18 protein-coding genes are annotated in these 22749 nt (G+C 62.4%); 6 read left to right on the top strand and 12 right to left on the bottom strand.

Features of this window, described 5'->3' with window-relative positions; genetic code table 11:
• Positions 1–84: 84 nt before the first annotated feature.
• The 5 genes from JQ597_RS11355 to JQ597_RS11335 form a co-directional block, all read right to left on the bottom strand.
• Positions 85–1578, bottom strand: coding sequence for a flagellar biosynthesis protein FlgL (locus JQ597_RS11355; RefSeq protein ID WP_212264263.1), 1494 nt, complete (start codon positions 1576–1578; stop codon positions 85–87).
• 7 nt (positions 1579–1585) lie between these two features.
• Complete coding sequence (flgK, locus tag JQ597_RS11350; RefSeq protein WP_212264262.1) at positions 1586–3457, bottom strand: flagellar hook-associated protein FlgK; 1872 nt, start codon at positions 3455–3457, stop codon at positions 1586–1588.
• A 44-nt stretch (positions 3458–3501) separates the two neighbouring features.
• Positions 3502–5352: a flagellar hook protein FlgE gene (locus JQ597_RS11345; RefSeq protein WP_212038767.1), complete on the bottom strand. Its 1851-nt coding sequence runs from the start codon at positions 5350–5352 to the stop codon at positions 3502–3504.
• Between the two features lie 201 nt (positions 5353–5553).
• A complete protein-coding gene (gene msrB / locus JQ597_RS11340) occupies positions 5554–6054 on the bottom strand; it encodes a peptide-methionine (R)-S-oxide reductase MsrB (protein ID WP_212264261.1) in 501 nt (166 codons plus the stop codon).
• Positions 6055–6118: 64 nt separating this feature from the next.
• The gene (locus JQ597_RS11335) at positions 6119–7612 is read right to left on the bottom strand and encodes an NAD(P)/FAD-dependent oxidoreductase (RefSeq protein ID WP_212264260.1); all 1494 of its coding nucleotides are present in this window, start codon (positions 7610–7612) and stop codon (positions 6119–6121) included.
• Positions 7613–7706: 94 nt separating this feature from the next.
• Between JQ597_RS11335 and JQ597_RS11330 the strand changes: the two genes are divergently transcribed.
• Both JQ597_RS11330 and JQ597_RS11325 read left to right on the top strand, forming a co-directional pair.
• Positions 7707–8258, top strand: coding sequence for a SixA phosphatase family protein (locus tag JQ597_RS11330; protein ID WP_212264259.1), 552 nt, complete (start codon positions 7707–7709; stop codon positions 8256–8258).
• A gap of 96 nt (positions 8259–8354) precedes the next feature.
• Positions 8355–8780, top strand: a complete 426-nt coding sequence (locus JQ597_RS11325) for a universal stress protein (RefSeq protein WP_211998895.1) — start codon at positions 8355–8357, stop codon at positions 8778–8780.
• Between the two features lie 89 nt (positions 8781–8869).
• On the opposite strand, the gene JQ597_RS11320 is transcribed toward JQ597_RS11325, so the two are convergent.
• On the bottom strand, positions 8870–9106 hold the full coding sequence (locus JQ597_RS11320; RefSeq protein ID WP_212264258.1) for a DUF1127 domain-containing protein: 237 nt from the start codon (positions 9104–9106) through the stop codon (positions 8870–8872).
• A gap of 182 nt (positions 9107–9288) precedes the next feature.
• On the opposite strand from JQ597_RS11320, the gene JQ597_RS11315 reads away from it, so the two are divergent.
• The gene (locus JQ597_RS11315; RefSeq protein WP_212264257.1) at positions 9289–10632 is read left to right on the top strand and encodes an aminotransferase-like domain-containing protein; all 1344 of its coding nucleotides are present in this window, start codon (positions 9289–9291) and stop codon (positions 10630–10632) included.
• 16 nt (positions 10633–10648) lie between these two features.
• Here the strand turns inward: JQ597_RS11315 and JQ597_RS11310 are convergent, their stop codons facing one another.
• The 3 genes from JQ597_RS11310 to JQ597_RS11300 form a co-directional block, all read right to left on the bottom strand.
• Positions 10649–11236, bottom strand: a complete 588-nt coding sequence (locus tag JQ597_RS11310) for a YdcF family protein (RefSeq protein ID WP_212264256.1) — start codon at positions 11234–11236, stop codon at positions 10649–10651.
• A 158-nt stretch (positions 11237–11394) separates the two neighbouring features.
• Entirely contained in the window at positions 11395–12198 is an 804-nt protein-coding gene (locus tag JQ597_RS11305) for a hypothetical protein (RefSeq protein WP_212264255.1), read from the bottom strand.
• A gap of 592 nt (positions 12199–12790) precedes the next feature.
• Entirely contained in the window at positions 12791–13399 is a 609-nt protein-coding gene (locus JQ597_RS11300) for a hypothetical protein (RefSeq protein WP_212264254.1), read from the bottom strand.
• 69 nt (positions 13400–13468) lie between these two features.
• On the opposite strand from JQ597_RS11300, the gene JQ597_RS11295 reads away from it, so the two are divergent.
• On the top strand, positions 13469–13903 hold the full coding sequence (locus tag JQ597_RS11295; RefSeq protein WP_192737728.1) for a hypothetical protein: 435 nt from the start codon (positions 13469–13471) through the stop codon (positions 13901–13903).
• 76 nt (positions 13904–13979) lie between these two features.
• Here JQ597_RS11295 and JQ597_RS11290 read toward each other — a convergent pair whose 3' ends face one another.
• The gene (locus tag JQ597_RS11290; RefSeq protein ID WP_212264253.1) at positions 13980–16382 is read right to left on the bottom strand and encodes a bifunctional diguanylate cyclase/phosphodiesterase; all 2403 of its coding nucleotides are present in this window, start codon (positions 16380–16382) and stop codon (positions 13980–13982) included.
• Between the two features lie 1025 nt (positions 16383–17407).
• On the opposite strand from JQ597_RS11290, the gene JQ597_RS11285 reads away from it, so the two are divergent.
• Together JQ597_RS11285 and JQ597_RS11280 are read left to right on the top strand one after the other, a co-directional pair.
• Positions 17408–18487 carry a lysylphosphatidylglycerol synthase transmembrane domain-containing protein gene (locus JQ597_RS11285; protein WP_212264252.1) on the top strand — a complete coding sequence of 360 codons (1080 nt, stop codon included), beginning with the start codon at positions 17408–17410 and terminating at the stop codon, positions 18485–18487.
• An 87-nt stretch (positions 18488–18574) separates the two neighbouring features.
• Positions 18575–20530, top strand: coding sequence for an SGNH/GDSL hydrolase family protein (locus JQ597_RS11280; RefSeq protein WP_212264251.1), 1956 nt, complete (start codon positions 18575–18577; stop codon positions 20528–20530).
• 160 nt (positions 20531–20690) lie between these two features.
• On the opposite strand, the gene JQ597_RS11275 is transcribed toward JQ597_RS11280, so the two are convergent.
• Together JQ597_RS11275 and urtA are read right to left on the bottom strand one after the other, a co-directional pair.
• Positions 20691–21302, bottom strand: a complete 612-nt coding sequence (locus JQ597_RS11275; protein WP_212264250.1) for a DUF2147 domain-containing protein — start codon at positions 21300–21302, stop codon at positions 20691–20693.
• Between the two features lie 181 nt (positions 21303–21483).
• Entirely contained in the window at positions 21484–22746 is a 1263-nt protein-coding gene (gene urtA, locus JQ597_RS11270) for an urea ABC transporter substrate-binding protein (protein ID WP_249147733.1), read from the bottom strand.
• Positions 22747–22749: the final 3 nt, after the last annotated feature.

Below are 22749 nucleotides of genomic sequence, written 5' to 3'. Positions count from 1 at the left end.
CGGCACCGGACAATACCACAACGACAAAAGGCCTCCGCAAGGAGGCCTTTTTTGCGTGTCGGAGGAGCTATCAGCCGGCGATCATCAGAGATATTTGGTCAGCGAGGTCTGGTAGAGCATCGCTGTGGTTTGGTACGAGGCCTGCAGACTGGTCTGCAGTGCGAGAATCTTGGTCGCGACCTCGTCGTCGTTGATGCCCTCGATCGAATCCAGCATCGTCTGCGTGATCGTCTTGGTCTGGGCCTGGCGATCGGTGGCCGCCTTGATTGACGCGCCGGCGCCGGCGAAGTCGGCCTGGATGTCCTGGATCGACTGCGTCCCCGGCACGTCCGCGAGATTCTGGGCAATGCGCTGGTTCAGCGCAGCGATCTGCGCGTTGGCATTGGGATCGGTCACCGACGTCGTCACCGCGGCAAAAACCGCGACGGTCTGCAGTTGCGAGCGCAACGCCTGTTCGTCGGCGCGGGCGCCGTATTGCACCGTGATCGATTGATCGATCTGCGCGACGGCGGTACCGCGCGCGGAATCGGTGCCGGTTTCGCCCTGGTACCAACTGACAGTGTTCGCCGGCGTGCCCGCCACCAGTGTGGTCGCCGCGCCGAACGGTGTAGTGCCGACGCGCATCGGCGGTTGGTCGAAGAAATTGTCGCCAGCCGTCACCGCTGATGCCGCCACCAGCGGCCCATTGGCGAGCTTGCCGATCGAGGTATTGAGGGCGGCGTTGAGATTGGCAGCCGTCGCGGCCGGGTTGGCACCGATGGCGAAGGTGTTGGCCGGCAGCGGCGTCGCCGTCGAGGCCGTCAAAGTGATGTCCTCGGTGGTGCCATCCGGCAGATTGAAGGTGAACTTGACCGATTCGCCTTCAGCCGGGTTGGTGGCACCCAGATCAACCGACATCGCCGCCGGCGTGCCGGTCGGCTGGGTGATCGTCGCGCCCGTCAGCGTCGAGGTGATCGCATTGAGCTTGAGGCCGAACTCGGACGGCGAAGCGTCCTCGGCGATCTGCACTGATGTCACCGACGGCGCCGTCAACACGACGCGGCCAAGGCCGCTAGTGCCGACGTCAGCCTGCTTGCGCTCCAGGATCAATTGCTTGAGCCCGGCCTGGGCGCCGTTGCCGTTCATGATTACGTCGGCGGGAGTCACCGGCGGCGTGTCGGTGGCACGGCCGGAGAACAGGTAGCGATCGCCGGACTTGGCATTGAGCATATCGACGGAATCAAGGAACCCGAGCGATGCGGTTTTCTGTCCCGCGGTCTGGCCGGTGTTGTCGATCTCGCTGACCGCACTGACCGCGGCGCCCTTTACCGACGAGCCGACGTCGACAAGCCGCTGCAGCGACAGGTTGGCGACGCTGATGCGCGTGTTCAGGTTTACCGCGGTATCGGCATAGCCGGCCAGGCCGCTGAGCTGCGAGCGCAAGCCGATAGCGAGGCTGCGGCCACTGCCCTGCCCCGCATAGGTGTTGGAGATCTTGCCGCTCGCCAACTGCTGAGTCAGCGCGTCGAGCTGGCTGCGCAGATCAAGGATGCCTGAGCCGATGTAGGATGTCCGTCCGCTGACGCCGCTAATGGTCATGACTACCTCAAATCGCCTGCATCAGGGTCTTGTACATTTCGTTCACAGTCGACATCACACGCGCATTGGCCGAATAGGAGTTTTGCAGCGACAGCAGATGCGCCATCTCCTCGTCGATGTTGACGCCCGAGGTCGACGACATCTTTTCCTGCAGCGTGTTGAGCACCACATCCTGTCCGCCGGCGAGTTGCGCCGCCGCGTCGGCGGCCGCGCCCTGCGAGCTGGTGAACTGTTGCATGTAGCTCAGCAGCGTGCCCTTGAACGGCGCGCTGGCGCTGCCGACGCCCGATGCCGGCGAATATTGAAACTTTGCCGTGGTCAGTTGCGACAGAATGAAATCGGAACGCGTGGTGTCGCCCGCGGCCGTCGAGGCGCTGTAGAGCACGAGCTTGGAGGGATCCGCGACCAACCCGTTGTTGACGGTGAGACGTCCCGCGAAGCCCGTGATCTGCGAACCCGTCGCACCGATCGCGCCGGTGTAGGGCGAGCCGCTGTCAGTGAACAGCGAGAGCTCGGCGCTGCCGTTGGTCAGGTTGATTTGCGTCGTGGTGACCGAAGCTGCGTTGACCGTGGAGTTGCCGGCGCTGTTCAGCACCGTCAGCGTGGAGCCCGAGCCGGAGAACTGCAGGTCCGATCCGCCCAGCGCCGTGTTCAGTTGAGCAACGACGGAGGCCATGCCTCCCGAAAAATCGATACCGACCACCCGGTCGTTGGGATCGACGGTCGCACTGTTCGGCAGCGGCAGCACGCTGGCGTTGTCGACGCGCATAATCGATATCTGGCGCTGCGTATTGGACGCGGTGTCGGTGTAGGTGACATGGATGACGTTGCCGGCCTTCAGGTCGGCAACATTCAAATCAAATCCCGACTGCGGGCCTGACGTCACCGCGGTGCCCGCGGTGGTCTTGTCCGACAGCGCACTGGACAGCGATGCCGCGAACTGGTCGAGCTGGTTCTGCGCCTCGACCAGCGACTTGTCGCGCAACTCCGTATAGGCGGCGATCTTACCCGACCTGATGCCGCCCGAGGCAGTTAGATCAATCGATCCGCCATTGGTATAGGAGATGACGACCGAGCCGAGGTTGCTTTTCGACGGGTCGGTGTTCCACTGCGTGTTGGGGGTGACCGTGCCCTGCGCATTGAATGAAAGCCTGGCGGCCTGGTTGCCCACGAGCTCCACGCCGGAGGTGGTGAAGACCGTAATCTGGTTGGCGCCGTTGGTGGTGACGCGAATGTCCATCAGTTCGGACAATTGCGTGATGTACTGATCGCGCTGGTCGAGCAGTGCCGCCGTCGATGCGTCGGTCGAAGTGCCGCCGAGCGGATTGGCCGATAGTTGGTTGTTGATGGTCGCGATCTGCGACATCAGGTTGTTGGCGGTGTTGACGGAATCGCTGATGCCGTTTTCGGCTGCGCCGCGCAGCGTCTGAATGCCCTGCGTCATCGAATTGAGCTGGCTCGCCAGCACGTTCGCCGCGTTGACGACGCCGATCCGCGCCGACTGGCTGTCGGCGCTGGTCGACAGCGCCTGTACCGCCGTGGTCAGCTTGTTGAACGCATCTTCGAGCGTGCCGACCGAACCCGGGTTGCCGTAGAGGCTCTGCAGTTGCTGCAGAAAGTTGGATCGCAGCGAGGCATAGCCGGCGCCGGAGGTTTCCGTGCGTAGCTGTGCCTGGATATACTGATCCAGCTCGCGGTTGACGCCAACGCTCCGGACGTTGCTGCCAAAGGCCCCGGCATCGGTCGCGACCTGATTCAGTGTCTTGCGAACGTAGCCGGGCGTTTCCGCGTTGGCGACATTCGACGACACCAGTGACATCGCGGCCTGATTGGTGCGCAGGCCGGACATCGCAATGGAGAGTGCGTCGCTGAGACTCATGACAAACTACCGCTCTCGGAAACCGCCACGGAATACTGCGTGGACTATCGCATCACGTTCAGAAGATCCTGGACCATCGTGTTCGCCGTCGTGATCACCTTGGTGTTGGCCGAGTAGGCCTGCTGCGTCACGATCAGCTTGGTGAACTCGTCGGCGATGTCGGTGTTGGACGATTCCAGCGACGAGCCGGAAATGTTGCCACCCTTGCCGTAGAGGGCTTCACCGGATTCGTTGGTGACCTCGAACGCACCGCCATCGATACGCTTCAGGAAGTCGGCGCCGTTGAAGGTCGCCACGCTGACCTCCGCCAGATCGATGTTGCGGCCATTGGAGTAGCTGCCGACGACGCGGCCTTCGTTGCTGACCGATACGCTCTGCAGTTGACCGGCCGCGTAGCCGTCCTGCTGCAACTGGTTCACCTGAGCATTACCGTTGGTATCAGCGAATTGCGTGAGACCACCGGTGCCGAAGGCCATTGTGACATTGCCGAGGCTGGTGCCGGCGACCGTCAAACCGGTCAATGTAATCTGGCCGACAACCGGCTGCATCTGGCCGTTGGTGCCGAACTTGAAATCGGTGCCGACGTTTTGCCAGGAGACGGTGTTGCCGGTGGCGCCGGGATTGACCTGATAGAACAAGTTCCAGGTGTCCGTTGCGCCCTGTGTGGCCGATTCCACTTTGGCCCATCTGAATTGCAAGGCGACTGGAGCGCCGTTGCCGTCGTAGGCGGTGCTGGTGCCGCCGCTGATAGACTCGTCGAGAAACGCCTTATTGTCGCTGCCGATCACGATGCCGGTACCAGCCGTGCCGCCGCCACCGCGAAGCCCCGTGACGGTGCCCGTGAAGCCGAGCGCCTGGAATGCCGATACAGCCGATGCCGACGCACCGGCCGCAAGGGTAAAGTCGTTCGTGGTACCGGTATTCAGCGTGATGGCCCCTGCAGCGGAGACGCTCGAAGCAGGCGCACCGCCCGTGAGGCCATCGATCGTGGTCAGCAGGCCTCCAACTGTCGCGGTGGCAAGGTCGATGAAAGTGGTGCCGGCTACCGGAGCAGGCGCAGCACCGGTGTAGAAGGACAGTGTGTTGGTCGTCGTGACGCCACCGGTGGTGGTCTTGAGCACGAGCGTATCGCCGTTTGCAAATCCAGCAGGAAGTGAGTTGGTGCCGGACGTGCTTGTGAGCAACGTGCCTGCCGATATCGGCTGCGGTATCGTCTCATAGTTGTTCCGCGCGTTACCCAGCACGGCCGTATTGGAATACGGGGTCGCAGGGGTCCCGAGGATTCTCGGATTTGAAATGAAGTCGGCCGGCCGCAGCAACTCCGATCCCGGCACCGAGGTGTCGTGCTTGTTGGTCAGCGGGTAGCTCGCAAGGTTGGCGCGGTAGTCGATCTTGGTTGTTGCCTGCGACGGCAGAAAGTCATTCTGGAAGCGCAGAACCTGCGGCACGCTGCCGCTCGGATTGCCCGTGGTCGGATCGATCGGCACGCCTTCCAGATAGTAGCCGGCGCCATTGACGAGGTAGCCGTTCTTGTCGAGCGAGAAGTCACCGCGCCGCGTGTAACGATTGATGCCGTCGAACACCGGGTTGTTGTCGGAGATGCTGCCGGGCTTCTGCACCGCAAAGAAGCCGTCGCCGTTGATCGCCATGTAAGTCGATACCGCCGCCGACTGCACCGACCCTGCGATGGTGTTGGTGCTGCGCGAGCCGGCGGTGACGCTGCCCGCGAGTTGCGCGGTGCTACCGGTGTCGGGAATGATATCCATGAAACTGGTGTCGATCCGCTTGAAGGCGGTCGTTTGCGAGTTCGCGATGTTGCCGGAAATGTTTTCTAGGGCGTAGGAATTCGCCCGCAGGCCCGCGACGGACGTGGTGAGAGCGCCGAAGATACCCATTACATCGTCTCCAACTTCGATCCGGGCGGCGTGCCGGTGTTTGCCAAAATTCAGGGCCGCAATCGAAGGAAGACGTCGCAAGCGTTATGCCAACATAGAAAATATATTTATATCAATATCTTAAATGAAAAACCCCGGTCCAAGGACCGGGGCACAATTGCCGGGCGGGCAACAATTGCCGGGCAGCAGAGGTGGAATCGGTCAGGTCGCCGACGCCATGGCCGGGTGAAACACCATCCCAAATCCGTCGATGCAGTAGCGCAACCCCGTCGGTTTCGGTCCATCGTTGAAGACGTGACCGAGATGGCCGCCGCAGCGCCTGCAATGCACCTCGGTGCGCAGCATGCCGTAGGTGCGGTCCTCGGTCTTGCCGAGCGCGTTGTCGAGCGGCTGGTAGAAACTCGGCCAGCCGGTGCCGCTCTCGAATTTCGTCTCCGAGGCGAACAGCGGCAGGTCGCAACCGGCACAGGCAAAGATGCCCTTGCGGTGCTCTTTCAGAAGCGGGCTCGAGCCCGGACGCTCGGTGCCGTGCTTGCGCAGGATTTCATATTGCTGCGGCGTCAGCTGCGCGCGCCACTCGGCGTCGGTCTTTTCGACCTCGAACTTCTCGGCGGCCTGCGCGGGCGATGTGCGGAGCCAGCGGAAGGCCACAAGGCCGAACAGGCCGGCCACAGATGCAAGCAGGATACGGCGGTCCATCATCGGGGTCTCCGTGCGAGGCGGAACAAGGTGGTTCGCCATCAAATACGGCGCGCGCGTGCGGAAGTTACACGGATCCGTCCCGAATTCGCTCACTTTCCTGCGAGGTCACGACCGGCGGTATTGCAGCGTCCGCGGCTTCCGACGGCGGCTGCGGGCGGACCGGCCGCGACGGACCCGGCGGCGGACGGCGACGGAGCGGCGGCCTGGCTCCGGCCTGCCGGCTGGCCTCGGCCACCCGCGCCTCGCGAATCCGCTCCTTGGCGCGCATGCCTTCCCGATAACGGGCCAGCGCGCCCGCGGCCGCTGAACTTCCCCGCCCCCACATGCCGATCAGGTGACCGGCGACCCGCCCGGTCGTGCCGCCTGCCCAGACCAGTTCGAACGGCGAAAAAAGCCGCCAGCGCTCGTCGCCCCACAGAATGCTGCGCGCCACCAATTGCCCCGCCATCGCCGCGGTGTTCATCCCCTGGCGGCCGAAGCCGGAGGCGACCCACAATCCTTTCCGCAACTGGCCGATCTGCGGCATGCCGTGGACGGTCACACCGACGGCGCCGCCGAAGACATCGGATATTCCGACCTTGCCGAGCTGTGGAAAAATGGTGGAGATTCGCTGCTGGATGGTCGCGCCGAAGCGGCGCGGCCGCGCGTCCCAGGTCGTTTCCGGACTGGCCCACATCAGGCGGTCGCCCTCCACGATCCGGAAATGATCGATGCCGTCGCTGTCGCTCACAGACCCCTGAAAGGTGATGGCGTCAGTGAGGCGCGCGCCGAGCGGTTCGGTCACGGCGGCATAGCGCCAGACCGGCAGCAGCGTTTCCGACAGCCGCCGCAACGGCGCCCCGAGATGGATGTTGCCGGCCAGCACGATGTGCGATGCGCGAAGCCGCGCCGACGGCGTCACGATGCGCTTTCGAATACCCGAAGGATCGATGCTGACCACCGGCGTGTCCTCGAAGATCCGCGCCCCTGCCCGCCTTGCGAGCGCCGCCAGGCCATGGACATATTTACGGCCGTCGACTTGAAACGCCCTGGGGTAATAGATGCCGTGGAAATAGTGCCCGGTCTTGAGCTGATCGCGCACCCGATCGACCTGCCAGCCCTCGACTTCGGTCTCGAAATCCTCGCTCAGCGTCTGCAGCCGGCTGATCAAGGTTTCACCGGCATCGACATTGGAGACTTCCAGCGCCCCTTCGGTCAGCGCAATGCCCGGCATCGCCTCTTCGCTCGCCACGGCGCGAATGTAACCAGCGCCCTCCTTCGACAGCGCCCAGAGCTCGCGGGCATCCTCAAGGCCGACGCGCTCGATCAACTCGCCGATCGGAAGGCTATAGCCCGGCATGACGGTGCCGAGCTGGTTGCCGGACGCGTTCCAGCCGACGTGCCGGCCCTCGAGCACGGCAACGCTGGCGCCAAGACGCGCGGCCTCCAGTGCCACCGTCAGGCCGGCGAGGCCTGCTCCGACCACGCAGATATCGACGTCGAGATCGAAAGACAGGCGCGAGCGAAACGACGCGTCGTCGTCCGGACCGTTGGTCGCACTTGTGAAAGTCTCTGCCATGGCGTTTTCTTACGGACCGCTGCGGCGCTTGTCACCTTGTCCTGGGCATGAGCCTGTAGATTAATTCAGGCCAAAACGAATCGAGATTGCGTCCATGCGCCGTTTGATGCTGCTGCGTCACGCCAAGACCGAACACGACGCACCCTCGGGGCAGGACCAGGACCGCCGGCTCGACGACCGCGGCCGGCTGGACGCCGCCGCGATCGGTGGCTGGATCGGCCGGCACCTGCCTCTCCCCGACATGGTTCTGATCTCGACCGCGGTGCGGACACAACAGACCTGGGAGATCGTCCGGGAGGCGATGCAGGATGCGGCGAAGGATTTCGCCCCGCCGCAGGCCGAGTTCCTGGCCGAACTCTACGGCGCCGACCCAACGCATCTCCTGCAGATCATCCGCATGGCCGAAGCCACCGATCCGAAGCGGTTGATGGTGATCGGCCACAATCCCGGCATGCATGAACTGGCGCTGGCGCTGTCCGGCAGCGGCGATGCGGCCGCGAAAAAAGCCCTCAATGACAATCTGCCGACCAGCGGCCTTGCGATCCTCGATTTTGCGATCGAGGACTGGAACGAGGTGGCGTTTCGCCGCGGCAACCTCGTGCGCTTCACCAGCCCGAAACTGCTGAGGCAGACGTCGGACGACTAGCCCAGAGATAAAATCGCGAAAACAACCCCGTGCAAAGTAGGCCGGGCGGACATCCGGTCGCCCTCATGCTAGGCTCGTTTCCGACAGGAGGCGCGGATGTTCAAATCCATTCTGGTGCCGCTCGATCTCGCCGACACCGATCTGGCGAAGCCCGCGATCGCAACAGCGGCAACGCTGTCACAGACCTGGAGCGGCACGGTGCGGCTGCTCAACGTCATGCCGATGACGCCGGTGATGCTGGCGGAATATGTGCCGGCCGATTTCGACGCCCAGCAGCGCCAGACCTCGGAAGAGGCGCTCGCGATCGTGGCGCAGGAATCCGGTATCGAGGCGTCGCGCATTTCCGCCGTGGTGCGGCAAGGCGGTATCTATCACGAGATCCTGGAAGAGGCTGCGGCGATCAAGGCCGATTTGATCGTGATGACGTCGCACCGGCCGGCGATGCGGACCTATTTTCTCGGCTCCAATGCCGGCCATGTGGTGCGCTACGCCAAATGCTCGGTGCTGGTGGTCCGGCATTGATGCAGCGATAGCGATACGCAGTCACAATGCAGCCCGGCCGATCGACCGGGCCGCAATTCTGTGTTGGTCCAGATCAAGGCACGCAGCCTTTACCGGAGCCGCCCGAGATCCGGGTCTGCGAGACCCCAAACCGCCTGCTCGATGTGGCTGCGGGTTATTCCGATATCGCGGAGTTCACGATCGTCCAGCTGGCGCAGCGCTTTGACCGCCGCCCGGCGATCCAGATACGCGGCGATTACATGCGCCCAGATCCCGAATCGGCGGAGAAATCCGCTCGATGCGAAGGGAATGGCAGGCTGGGCTGCAGCTTGGGACATCATGGTCATTGGTCTTCTCCAGTTGGCTTTCACGCGGCAAGGCGATGCCGCCGACGCAATCGCTGGGAATCAGCGGCAGCGCCTTTAGGTCTGATTGTTTGCACTCTCCTCAGTGCAATCTCAGGCTTGATAGGTTCAAAATGATCCGGTACATTCCTCGGTGCAAGTAAAACATTGCTCTCGGTGCAATTATGTCAAAGTTCGAATATCTCAGGCTTGCCGATGCCGTTGCCTCCGAGATCGCCAATGGCGGGCTCAAACCGGGCGATCGCCTGCCGCCGCAGCGCAGTTTCGCCTATGAGCGCAAGATCGCGGTCTCCACCGCGAGCCGCGTCTACACGGAATTGTTACGGCGAGGCCTCGTGGTCGGCGAAGTCGGACGCGGCACGTTCATTTCCGGACAGGCGCCCCGTGCGATCACCACGCTGACCGAACCACGCGGCGCCCGCATCGATCTGGAAGTCAATTATCCGCTGCTGCCGACACAATCGGCCCTGATCGCGAACAGCCTTGAGGGACTGGAGCGGCCGGAAGCCCTCGAAATCGCGTTGCGGCAAGGCACCAGCGCCGGCACGCAAGCGGCAAGAAACATCGCGGCGGACTTCCTCTCCCAAAACGGCTGGTCGGCGCGCGCGGAGCAGATCGTCTTCACCGCCAACGGCAGGCAATGCATCGCCGCCGCATTGGCCGCGATCGTACCGGCCGGCGGCCGTTGCGGCGTGGAGGCCCTGACCTATCCTTTCATCAAGGGCATCGCCGCCCGGATCGGCGTGACACTGGTGCCGCTGACGATGGACGAAAACGGCGTGCGTCCCGACGCCGTGCAAAAGGCCCACCGTGAGGCGCATCTGTCGGCGCTGTACATCCAGCCGACGGTTCAGAATCCATTGGGCATGACCATGCCGGCCTCGCGCCGCACCGAGTTGCTGCGCGTCGTCGAGAAACTCGATCTCACCATCATCGAAGATGTGGTCTATGGATTCCTCGACGACGAGGCACCGCTGGCAGCGCTGGCACCCGATCGCTGCGTCGTGCTCGACAGCCTTTCCAAGAAAGTCGCGCCGGGTCTGGCGCTCGGCTTCATCGTGCCGCCGCCACGTTTGCGCGAGAGCATCATGGCATCGGTTCGTTCCGGCGGATGGACAGCCTCGGGATACGCCTTCGCGGCCGGGCAACGCATGATGGCCGACGGCACCGCGTCCGAACTCGTCAGGCTAAAGCGCATCGATGCGCAGCGGCGTCAGCACATTGCCGCCGAACGGCTGGCCGGCTTCGAGCTGCAGGCCAACCCGAAATCCTACCATCTGTGGCTGACGCTGCCGCACCACTGGCGGTCGCAGACCTTCGTCGCCGCCGCAGCCCGCCGGGACATCGCGTTGACGCCCTCGTCGACCTTTGCGGTGAGCCCCGGACATGCGCCGAACGCAATAAGGCTGGCGCTGGCCGCGCCGCCCGTCGACCAGCTCGATGCGGCGCTGCGGACACTGGCGGGAATGCTGCGCGCGAGCGAAGAAGATTTCGAATCAACCGAATAGACCGGTCACCCGCACTTCACGGCCACTCGGCGATAAAGCCATTCGCCCTGTACGGCTCGATCTTGTCCCATTCACAGAGCATGCGCCGCCTGAATTCGGGATCGGTGTGCCAGAGCGACCGCGGTGTCGCAAAGCTGTCGACCGTGACCAGCATTTTCTCCACTTCCGGCCAGTGCCGGTGCAGCGTCATCGGATAGCGGCGCGCGGTCCAGGTATTGCCGAGGCAAATCACGCTGCGAACATGCGCCAGCCCCAGCGCGGCGTCGATGACCGGGAGCGAGAAGATCACATTCTCGCCGGTGTTCATCGCGCGATCTTCCCGCAGGATCCGCCCGGGCGGGATGCCGCGTGCGATCATCGCATCCGCAATGATTTCGCATTCCGAGCGCTCCGCTCCCGGCGTGATCCCGCCGCTGACGACCGAGCAGCGAAAGTAACCCTCGCGCCAGAGCCTCACCGCCTCATCGACGCGCTCCCTGACATCGACGCGGGTGCCGAACACGAACAGCAGATCGGCCGGCTTCAGCGGCGTGCGGATCAAATGCTGCGCATTGATGGCGGCAATCTCGGCCTCGGTCGGCAATCGCGTGCTTCGATCCGTCACTTCGTGCTCGCAGCAATGCTCATCCAACCGCGGGGAACGCATTGGCACGTTGCCGCATGCGGCGCGCTTCGCAAAGTCACATTTGATTGCGCTTGATTGCGGAAACTACGGCAGCAAGCTTCGCAACAATTCGCAAGAAGCCAAGACTGCTTTAGATCTTAAGCTGGCTGAGAGGTCCCAAAAGACGCAGCAATTACATCGAACAGTTCAATGTTAGCCCGAACTCCCAAAACAAAATTGCTGGTATCTCCTCCTCCCCCGTATAATCGACTTCCATAGACAAGCTGATCAAACGGCTCATTCCCTCCCAACTCGAACGCAAATTTGGGATCGTCCGCATGGAATATCCGAAACATCAATGGCATTTGGGTACAATAAGCACTCCCCCCGAGATCAGTGCTGACCTCGAAGACGAGGCCGCAGCTCAGATTTTTATGCCAGAGGTTACGACGGCGCTTGAATGCATGCGCTGAGCAAAACTTATCAATGAAGGGAAGGACGTCCCGCTTCTTTCCTGTCCAACCCGCCGTCTGAATTTCTAAACGCTCGCTCTCCTGCTTCTTCTGCATCCCTATGACGGCTGCTTCGCTATGTCTAAACTCTGCATCAAACCAGGTTTTCTTGAGATGCTCAAACAAGCATCTGATGAGCGGAGGAGCTTGAAAAGGAGGCTCAAGAAAATCTCTGGCCGCGAAGAGCTCGTCCAAAAATGCAGAACGGTATTTTGGTTCAATGCCAAAATACCGCATCTCGCAAATTACCTTTCCTGCGCACCGCATTGTCTCCAACGAGACCTCATCCCAATATCGATTGAGCAAGTCCTCCTGGTGTTCACCGCAGAACTCAATCATTCGATTCTGCCATGCCCTGTGGACCAAGAAGCCGCGCGCCTCAAAGGCAAGCTGTGTCGAAACACGGCCTGGCCATTGTGCGACCACGTTCAGAAGAGGGTGATCTTCCATCATAACTCGCTGGGGTCCGCTCGCTCTCTTTTAACAAGTTGAGACGGAACGACCATTACGGCGACAACTGCCTATTGCACTCTTGGTTGTGATTTTCGATAGTCGAGCACGGTTCGACCCGAAAGCATAAGACTTGATCACGCAGTTTATATATCGTGACTTTTGTATTGTCGTCTCTGTCCGTCGATTTTCCAATAAGGCTCATACCTAGACCGGTATCATCCCCAGACAGCGACAGCCCATCTACTCCAAAAGAGAAACCGGATACGCACTCTTTCGGCACTTCAGTCCATTGCCCATTGTGTTCAATGCGCATCGATCGTTCCAAGCTTACTCCAAACCCTTTCTTTTCCGGGTTTCGGCTGCAAACTGCCTTGAGGGAGCGAAGTTCGATCCTCGCAAGATCCCGACCTTGTTGATCTTTGAAAGTCAAAATCGCAACATCCGGCGCACACCAAGGGCCAGAGTTCGCTTTGCATAACGTCGAGCTGGAGAATAGAAGGCATAAGGCTCCAGCGAGCGCGATCATTTTCATCGACATGACTCAGTATTGCATCGGTTCCAATCGGACATCGACGACATCACGGCCTTGCTACGGCAGCAATGCTTGCGGCAAATGATCGAAGTCGTAAGCGCGCGGCCGGTTACGCTTGATGAAGCCGCCGATCTGCCAGCTGAACAGCGCGACGAAGCCAACCAGAAACAACGCGCCGTACCATTCACCGGTCGCGAACGCGCGCACCAGAAGCCCGGCCATCGCGATGCCGAGCAACGTCACCATCGCAAGGGCCGCGGCGTAGGTGATCCGTCCGATACCGGCGATCAACGTGGCCTTGCTGCCCGCCTTCGCCATACGCCGATGCAACTCGGTGATGAAGGCACGATAGTCGTGATCCTGCGGCACCATCAGCGAGACGGTTTGCCAGGTGGTCGAGAGAATGGTGATGCGTCCACCATCCCTGCCCTGGAGGTCGGCGCGGAAACGGCGGGATTGCATCGACGACGGCTTGTAACTGAGGCGGATCGCCGCGATGTCGGCGTAACCCCAGACACCGGACTTGCCCGAGATATGCCAGGACAAGCCGGCATCGGTCAGCTTGAATTCATGCGCCGATCCGATCAGCGACGCCTTGTAGACATAGCGGGTTTCGGGCGCGCTATCGCCCGATGTCTCCGTCCTGTCCGGTAGTGAGGTTGGCAATTCAAAAATCCCGGTAGCGGCCGAGCGCGCAGCTTGCGCGGCCAGCCGGCTTTACCTTACAAGCAGGCCATGGCCGAGACGACCTATTTTCCGCGACGCCTGATTCTGGCCGGCGCGATGATATCCGGGGTGCTGCTGGCGCTTGCCGTTCACATGCTGGGCGCGCGCTACGGCCTCGACCTCGGCGGCCTGTGGCGATCCGATACCCGTGAGTTCATGCCCGCGGGCGCGGCCATTGCGTGGTGGCTGATTGCGAGCGTCGGGTTTTGCGGCGGCTATTTCACCGCCAATCTGATGCACAGTGCGGTGTCCGGCCAAATCCCGCAGCGGATGCGCCAGTTCCTGATCGCGGTCGGCGTGCTGATCCTGGCCGGCGCCGGCCAGGCAGCCTCCGCGCCAAGCCCGATCCCGACGATTTCGGGCGTGCTTTCGGGTCTTGCGGCGTTATGCCTCGGCGCCGTGATGGCATTCTGCGGCGCGCATTTCGCGCTGCGTAAGGCGTAACTTCAAACCCGATTCCTTTTTTGACGCGTTTTCTTTACGCGAACCGGTATCCACTTCGCTCGAAAACGCTCTGCGATTACGCGACGATGCGTGCGCGCGGCTTCGACAGCATCGCGGCCACCTCGGCGGCGGGACGCGGCTTGCTGAACAGATAGCCCTGGGCCTGCGTGCATCCTTCGCGGCGCAGCAGATCGAACTGGGCCTCCGTCTCGACGCCCTCCGCGGTAGTGACGATCCCGAGACTCTTGCCCAATCCGGTCACGGCGCGGACGATGGCCATGGAATCGTCGCGCGTGGCCAGTTCAGTGACGAACGAACGGTCGATCTTGATCTTGTCGAACGGGAAACTGCGCAGATAGCTCAGCGACGAATAACCCGTTCCGAAGTCGTCGAGCGAGATCCTGACGCCAAAGCCGCGAAGCTCATGCAGAACCGCCAGCGTCGCCTCGCTGTTCTGCAACAGCACCGATTCCGTGATCTCCAGTTCGAGGCGATGTGCCGGAAGACCGGCGGCCTGCAACGCTGACTTCACGGACAAGATCAGGTTCGGATTCTTGAACTGGACCGGCGAAAGATTGACGGCGACGGTGATATCCTCGGACCAGCCTGCGGCGTCCACGCAGGCCTGCCGAAGCACCCAATCGCCGAGCGGAATGATCAGGCCGGTTTCCTCCGCCAGCGGAATGAAATTAGCCGGCGCGATCATCCCGCGGAGCGAATGATTCCAGCGTACAAGGGCCTCGAACGCGACGACGCTGTCGCTGGCGACGTCGCGGATCGGTTGATAATAGACCTCGAACTCGTCGCGTTGCAGCGCCGCCCGCAGATCCAGTTCCAGAATGCGCCGCGCCTGGGCGCGGGCATCCATTCCGCTCTCGAAGAAGCGATAGGTGCCGCGGCCGTCGGCTTTGGCGCGATAGAGCGCGAGATCGGCCTTCTTCAGCAGCTCATCGGGCTGCTTGCCGTCCTCGGGCGCCAGCGAGATGCCGATGCTGACGCCGACGACGAGCTGGTGGCCCCCGATATCGTAGGGCTCCCCGATCTTCTCGACGATGTGGCTGGCAAGCAAGGCCACCGCCGACGGATCGCAGTCGCTGCAGAACTGCACGACCGCGAATTCGTCGCCGCCAAGTCTTGCCACCGTGTCGTGCTCGGTGACGCATTCGCCGAGCCGGCGGGCAACTTCCTTCAGCAGGGCGTCGCCGACCGGATGGCCGAGCGAGTCGTTGATTTCCTTGAAATGATCGAGATCGAGGCAGAACACCGCGAGCTGATCGCTGCGCTTGGCGAGGCGCAGCGCCTTCTCGAGCTGCTCGCGGAACAGCGTCCGGTTCGGCAGATTGGTGAGCGCGTCGTGGCGCGCCATATGCGTGATCTGCTCCTGGGCCGCCTGCCATTCGGTGATGTCCTCGAAGGTCGCAACCCAACCACCGCCCTCTTTGGGCTGATCGACGACGCGGATTGAACGTCCGTTTCGGCTGACGACCCGGTTCAGGCTCTCGCCGGCTTTCGCCGCGGTCACCACAATGTTGAAGAATTCTTCGGGATCGCCGTCCCATTTTCCGATCGATTTCTGATCCCGCAGAACGTCGACCAGCAAACGGCCCTGCAGCGGCATGTTGGTCCGATCCATCATCTCGCTGTAGCGCTGGTTGAACAGCATGATGCGGCCGTCCGCATCGAACATACAAAGTCCCTGCGACATGTTTGTGATGGCCGAGTCGAGCAGGACCTTCTGCTGGTGCAGTTCGCTGCTTGAGCGGCGATCGAGCAACGCCGCTACGAACGATATGCCGAGAATGGCGAACGCGGCCACGGCGGTCAGAAAGGAAAGCGCGCCCGGCGAGATCGTCAATTCGTCGGTGACGAGGGTCGGATCGGCAACGAGCGTCACGGCGCCCATCGCAGTGAAATGGTGGGAAACGATCGCGACCGTCAGCAGGCCCGTGGCGGCCAAGGTGTGTTTGCGGTCATCCCGGTGCGCGGCGACAACGAGCGCCAGGCCTGCGAACATGCTCCCGAGCATAACGGATGCCAGCACGATGCCGGGCGACCAGACGATGCGCGCCGGAAGCTCGAGCGCCATCATGCCGGTGTAGTGCATCGCTGCGACGCCAGCGCCGACAATCGCGCCGCCCATCGCGAGCGTCGACCGGCGGTCGTTGAGCAGGGCAACGCTGAGGCCGACCGCGGCGATCGAGACGGCAAAGATCAGCGACAGCAGGGTGACCGGAATATTGTATCCGGCCCCGGACCCGGGGTCGTAGGCCAGCATCGCCACGAAATGGGTGGCCCAGATTCCGCAGCCGCCGACCGCAGCATCAAGGCCGACCCAGATCGCGCGGGTGCGGCCCTGTGAGGCCCGGGCGCGATGAAACAGGCTGATCGCTACCGCGCTGGCGAGCCAGCAAATGATGCCGGCGAGAACAACCAGCCGCAAATCATGCTCGGTGACCAGGCAATTCAGAACTTGATACATCACAGACCCCTGCTACCGGTCTGTAATGACGACGCTAATGGTGCATTTGGGGTAACCGACGCGGTTTCGTCTGGTTCGATGGTGAATAAATGCTTGGCGTCCTCGCGTGCCGGTTGCGGGTTCCCGCCGGTACCCGGTGATTCCCATTATCGACCGAGCGCGGCCTCAAACGGCCACCCGTGAAGTGATTCCCAAGCAGTGAGTACCCGCACCGGCAGTGGCACGCCGGCCAGAATCGCAGCCCCTGACGCAAGAACGCGCGCGATTTTCACGCGCGGCGTTTTGCCTCAATGGACCGGACAAATCAGCTGCAGACCAACCGTGGGCTCGGCCAGCACCGTGGTCGCGCGGCAGCTTCCACACCCGGGCGATCAGGCAGCCATAGCGAGATCTCGTCAGGCGCAGCGGCGTAGGGCGACATTGCTCAGCGTTGCATCCAGCACGGCCGCGACCTCGCCTTACGACTTCCTCGGCCTTCTGAATGATGCCGTCGATCGACGGGCAATTGACCGCCGTGCCCATCGGCCCCCCGCAGCGGAAGCACCTTTCCGGGCATGCGCCTGTTTCGTCGAGATGACACAAAAAGCCCCGTTTAAGCTGCTTTTCGGCCGCGTTCTCGGCGGCGACGCTTTCACGAGTTGTCTCTCAGCGTAATACTAGATGTCCGCAATTCGGGATGAACAAGCCGTTCATGGTCGTGATGCCTCCCAATAACCGTCCCTCGGCTTGGGAATGCGAAACCGCGGCCCCCTCCTCAAGCCGATCTACGCGGGGCGGGCCCCGGTAACAGCGGAACGGCGCTTACGAGAGAGCGTTGGGAATACGCCTGGCCGCGACTCACAATCGTTAACGCGGCCGCATATGTAGGACGTATGACAGGGTTGCCGAACGAACGCAGAAGCTAGGCTTGTCAAGGGCTGCACAACGGTTCGATTTTGGCTTATGTGTCTTCGCGCACGGTGCGTCTGACCGTCCCTGTCGCCTCGTTTGACAGGTTTTCTTTTGCCATCCCGCCGGGAGGATGAATGCATCGGCTGCTGACCACGCTTGGGCGTGGCTTCAAGGAGAAGATCGGCTGGAAACGGCTAGGGATCGCTGCGAGTCTCCTCATCATCATCCTTGCCGTCACCCATCTGGTTCACACCCTGAAGGGCGTCGACACCGCGATTATTCTGACCGCACTGACGGAAATCGCGCCGCATCGCATCGCGCTGGCTGCGCTGTGCGTGGTAGGCGCGTTTTGCACGCTGACCTTCTATGATTTCTTTGCGCTGCGAACCATCGGCAAGACGCACGTCCCCTATCGCATCGCCGCGCTGTCGAGTTTCACCAGCTACACCATCGGCCACAACATCGGCGCCACCGTTTTTACCGGCGGCGCGATCCGTTTCCGGATCTATTCCGACTACGGCCTGACCGCGATCGATGTCGCCAAGATCTGCTTCCTCTCGGGTCTGACCTTCTGGCTCGGCAATCTGTTCGTGCTCGGCATGGGCATGGCCTGGCATCCGGAAGCGGCGACGGCCATGGATCTGCTGCCGCCTTCGGTGAACCGTCTGATCGCGCTCGGCTGCCTCGCCGGCATCGCGGCCTATTTCCTCTGGCTGGTGATGGGCGAGAACCGCCGCGAACTCGGCCAGAATGGCTGGAAGGTGGTGCTGCCCTCGGCGCGGCTGACGCTGCTGCAGGTCATGATCGGCGTCGTCGATCTCGGGTTCTGCGCGCTGGCGATGTATCTCTTGATGCCGACGCAACCCCATATCGATTTCGTTTCGCTGGCGGTGGTCTTCATCCTGGCAACACTGCTTGGCTTCGCCAGCCATGCCCCGGGCAGCATCGGCGTGTTCGACGCCGCGATGCTGGTGGCGCTGCCCCAGTTCGGCAAGGAACAATTGCTGGCAACCCTGGTGGTGTTCCGGATCCTGTATTTCCTGATTCCCTTCGGCATCTCGATCTGGATCATGGGCGCGCGCGAACTTTGGCTCAGCGTGGTGCAGCCCTGGCAGGAACGCCGCAGGCTCGCGGAGGCCAGCCGCCAGATGAACGAACAGCCCCGCACGGCGGAGGTCCCGGTCAGGCAGCCGCTCAAGCGAGCCAAACGGTAACAGCGACGTTATCTGCCTGCTTCAGTCTTTTGGGTTACGAGGGTCGGGTTCTCTTATTTCTGCCTTACCGCTAACGTCAAACGCGCCATGGCCGGTATTTTACCTCGATCGATAGTATCAGTCGCGCTGCTCGCCGGCGCGCTGGCGGCGCTATCGCCTCCCCCTGCGGAAGCGCAGACCGCGCCCCAAGGCGCCATGCAGATTTCCTGGGAGGTCCGCAACCGTTTCCGGCTGTTCCGTGAAGAACGGGATTTCCAACTGCACGCCGAGGCTAGCCGCGGCCGCAGCGTTCTGGCCGCCGAACAGGCGCTGGGATTGCAAAGCGACGGCCGCGGCTGGGCACGAAACACCGTGAACCGGCTTTGCATCGATCTTGCCGGCCGTGTCAGCGAGCCCTGCACCCGCGACAACGTCAAGGAAAGCTATCTGACGCCAATCGATCATCCCATCACCGTCCGTCTGACCGGACCGGTTCCGGTCGGCGCCACCTGCGCCTGGTCGTTCGACGACGGCGACGGACCGCAAGGATCCACGTTCGACTGCGCCGAGCCGGTCAATTTCAGGGTCCGCTATGGACGTACCACCGTGGCCAGCGTCGATGTCTCCGCCGGCTCGGACGGCGGCCAGCGCGTCGCCACCGAGATCTCGGTGCGCGACATCTTCATCGCCGGCCTCGGCGACAGCGTCGCCTCCGGCGAGGGAAATCCGGACCGGCCTATCGCGCTGTCCGATGATGGCTTTTGCTTCCGCTCCTATCTGGGATCGGCCGCCTCACAATATTACCGTCCAAGCCGCGCCGGCTATAAGGGCGGACGGGCCTGTGAAGCCCCGGATACGATGGCCGTCTGGCAGCGGCAGAGCGCGCTCTGGCTCAATGCAGCCTGCCACCGCTCGCTCTACAGCTATCAGACGCGGACCGCATTGGCGCTCGCCGTACAGTTTCCGCATATAGCGGTGACGTATCTGCCGCTGGCCTGCACCGGCGCCACCATCGCCGACGGCCTGTTCGGCTCGCAGCGCGCCCGTGACTGCCCGCCGTCGAAATCGGGCAGTTGCCGGGGCACGGTCAACGCCCAGCTCGCTGAACTGCGCGAAGCCGTCACGGCGGCCAAAGGCCGCCAGCCCGATCGCAAGCTCGATCTGGTGCTGCTGTCGGTCGGCGCCAACGACATTTATTTTTCGGGGCTCGTCGCCGACGTGATCGTCGACACGGCGACGGAGCGCGCCCTGTTCCGGCGCAGCGGCGTGCTGGCATCGGTCGAGGAGGCACGCGGCGCGCTGATGCGGGACCTCCCGCAAGGATTCGCCAAGCTGCGCGAGGCGCTGAAGCCGCTGGTCGGCGACATGTCGCGCGTCGTCTACACCTCCTACGCCAACCCGACGCTGGCCAATAACGGCACGCCGTGCCCCGGCGGACGGGCGGGCTTCGATATTCACCCCTCGTTCAACGCCGAGCCGCAGCGGCTCGCCGCCGTCTCGAACTTCGTCGAGGGCGAATTCCTGCCGCAGCTGAAGGCGCTCGCGCTGTGCCAATCCGGCATCCTGTGCCGCAACCCGCGCGCCGACCGCATGACCTTTGTCGATGCGCATCAGGCGACGTTTGCGAACCACGGTTTCTGCGCGCGGGCGGAGAGCGATCCCGAATTCGATCGCCAATGTTTCTCGGCCCGCGGCGAGAGCTTCGATCCTGACATCGTCACCGCCGCCAGCCAGCCAATGCTGTGCGGCCGCAGCGCCGGCGAATATCGCGCCTATCTGCCGCGCGCGCGCTGGATCCGCGACGCCAATGACAGCTACTTCGCGGCAATGACCTATCCGCTGGGCTTGCCGTCGTCGCAGCAGCCTGCCGACATCCACGACGCGACCTGGGGGGTTCTGTCGGCGGTGTATGGCGGCGCCGTGCATCCCACCGCCGAAGGCCACGCCGCGATGGCGGACGCGGCGCTGCCGGCCGCAGCCGCCGTGCTGCAACTGGATGCCGCCGTGCCTGAAGTGATTTCGCAGCCGGTATCGCCGATCCCGGCATTGCCGGGGACGCGTTAGCGTTCGATGACTTTTCTTCGGATCGTCATCCCGCTCTATTTTGGTTGAGCGTGATCTCCGCGCAAACGTTTCGCGTTTGCCGCAAGGGACAACCGGTGCCGCCCATCGGGTCGTGGCCCGAGGGCATGCTTTGCCGGATCATCTCCTCCAGCAGTTTTGCTCAACGCGCGGGGGCAGGTGCTCCAGGTGCAGGCGCGGGCGCCGTCGTCTTCTTTGCGACAGGCGCTTTCGGAGCTGGCTGCTTCATCGCCGCCGCCTGTGCCGGCAGATATTTCGCGATGATGGCCGGATCGAGCGAAGCGATCGAGGAGTCCGGCAGCCGGGTCCAGATCTCATCCTTGCCCAATAATGAGAAGCCGAGATAGCCACGCATGGTCAAAGTCTGTCCGTCGGGGCTGACCGTCATCTTGGCTTTGTAGATCTTGCCATCGCGCGGATCGAGCACATTGCCATTCTCGTATTTCAGTCCGTCTCGCTTCATGTCGCGGATGAAGGAGAGCCCGAGCCACGGCTGATCTTTTCGATCGTCGGTGCATTTTGAGCAGACCGGATTGGGAGCATCGCCTGGCTCAGGAAAAAGCTTGGCAAACGCGCCTTCATAGATGCCGTCGCGATCGACCACCAAAAACCATCCGACCGGCTTGCCCTTCTCGACCTTTTGCCACAGCCCGGCGGCTGACGGCTCCGCCGTTTGCGCCGCAAGGTCGCAAACGAACGCAAGCCCCATCACGATCGGCAATATCAGTCGAACCACAGAAAGCGTACTTCGCATCGTCATCACCTGACTAATTCACAAAATGAATGGCCGCAGACTAAGGCCATTTCGCGGACGGTTCCAGTGCCTGGACGGACGAACGCGAGACCGCGGCGAACGCGCCGCGGCCATTCGGTCATATTTTCGTTGGAATCATCACCGGCAAGAGCCAGGAACCGGCTCGATACGCAAACCGGCTTCAATGGCTGCCTCCGCATTTGTTGGTCTTGGTATTGTAGTTGCCGCACTTCTTGCCAACCCAGTCGCCGATCAGGTCCCTGGAGCCCTCGAGTTCGTTCGACCATGCATCGCCGGCCACCAGGCCCGGTGCCTTCCACACCACGTCGAACTGACCATTGATTTTGACTTCACCAATGAACACCGGCTTGGTGATGTGATGGTTCGGAAGCATCTTCGCGATACCACCGGTCAGATTTGGAGTTTCGATGCCCGGCAGCGCGTCGATCACCTTGTCGGCGTCGGTCGACTTCACCTTCTCGACCGCCTTGATCCACATTTCGAAACCGATGACGTGCGCTTCCATCGGATCGTTGGTCACGCGTTTCGGATTCCTGGTGTAGGCCTGCCAGGCCTTGATGAACTTCTCGTTGGCCGGATCCTTGATCGACTGGAAGTAGTTCCAGGCGGCCAGATAGCCGAGCAGCGGCCTGGTGTCGATGCCGGCGAGTTCGCCTTCACCGACCGAGAACGCGACAACCGGAATGTCGGTCGCCTTGATGCCCTGGTTGCCGAGTTCCTTGTAGAAGGGAACATTGGCGTCGCCGTTGATGGTGGAGACAACAGCCGTCTTCTTGCCGGCCGAGCCGAATTTCTTGATATCGGCCACGATCATCCGCCAATTCGAATGACCGAACGGCGTGTAGTTGATCATGATGTCTTCCTGCGCGACGCCTTTCGACTTCAGATAGGCTTCGAGGATCCTGTTGGTGGTGCGCGGATAGACGTAGTCGGTGCCGGCCAGCACCCAGCGCTTCACCTTCTCGTGCTTCATCAGGTAGTCGACCGCGGGGATCGCCTGCTGATTCGGCGCCGCCCCGGTGTAGAACACGTTGCGCTCGCTCTCTTCACCCTCGTATTGCACGGGGTAGAACAGGATCGAGTTCAGCTCCTTGAACACCGGGAGCACGGATTTGCGCGACACCGAGGTCCAGCAGCCGAATACGACGGCGACCTTGTCCTTGGTGATCAGCTCGCGGGCCTTTTCCGCAAACAGCGGCCAGTTCGACGCCGGATCGACCACGACCGCCTCGAGCTTCCTGCCGAGCACGCCGCCCTTCTTGTTCTGCTCGTCGATCAGGAACAGGACGGTGTCCTTCAGCGTGGTTTCGCTGATGGCCATGGTGCCGGAAAGCGAATGCAGCACGCCGACCTTGATGGTGTCGTCCGAACTCTCGCCATCAACGGCGCTACCCGCCGCCGGCAGCAGGACGCACAACAACAAGGC

This window comes from Bradyrhizobium sp. AUGA SZCCT0177, assembly GCF_018130125.1.
GTDB lineage: Bacteria > Pseudomonadota > Alphaproteobacteria > Rhizobiales > Xanthobacteraceae > Bradyrhizobium.
This window is presented reverse-complemented; position numbering and strand designations above follow the sequence as displayed.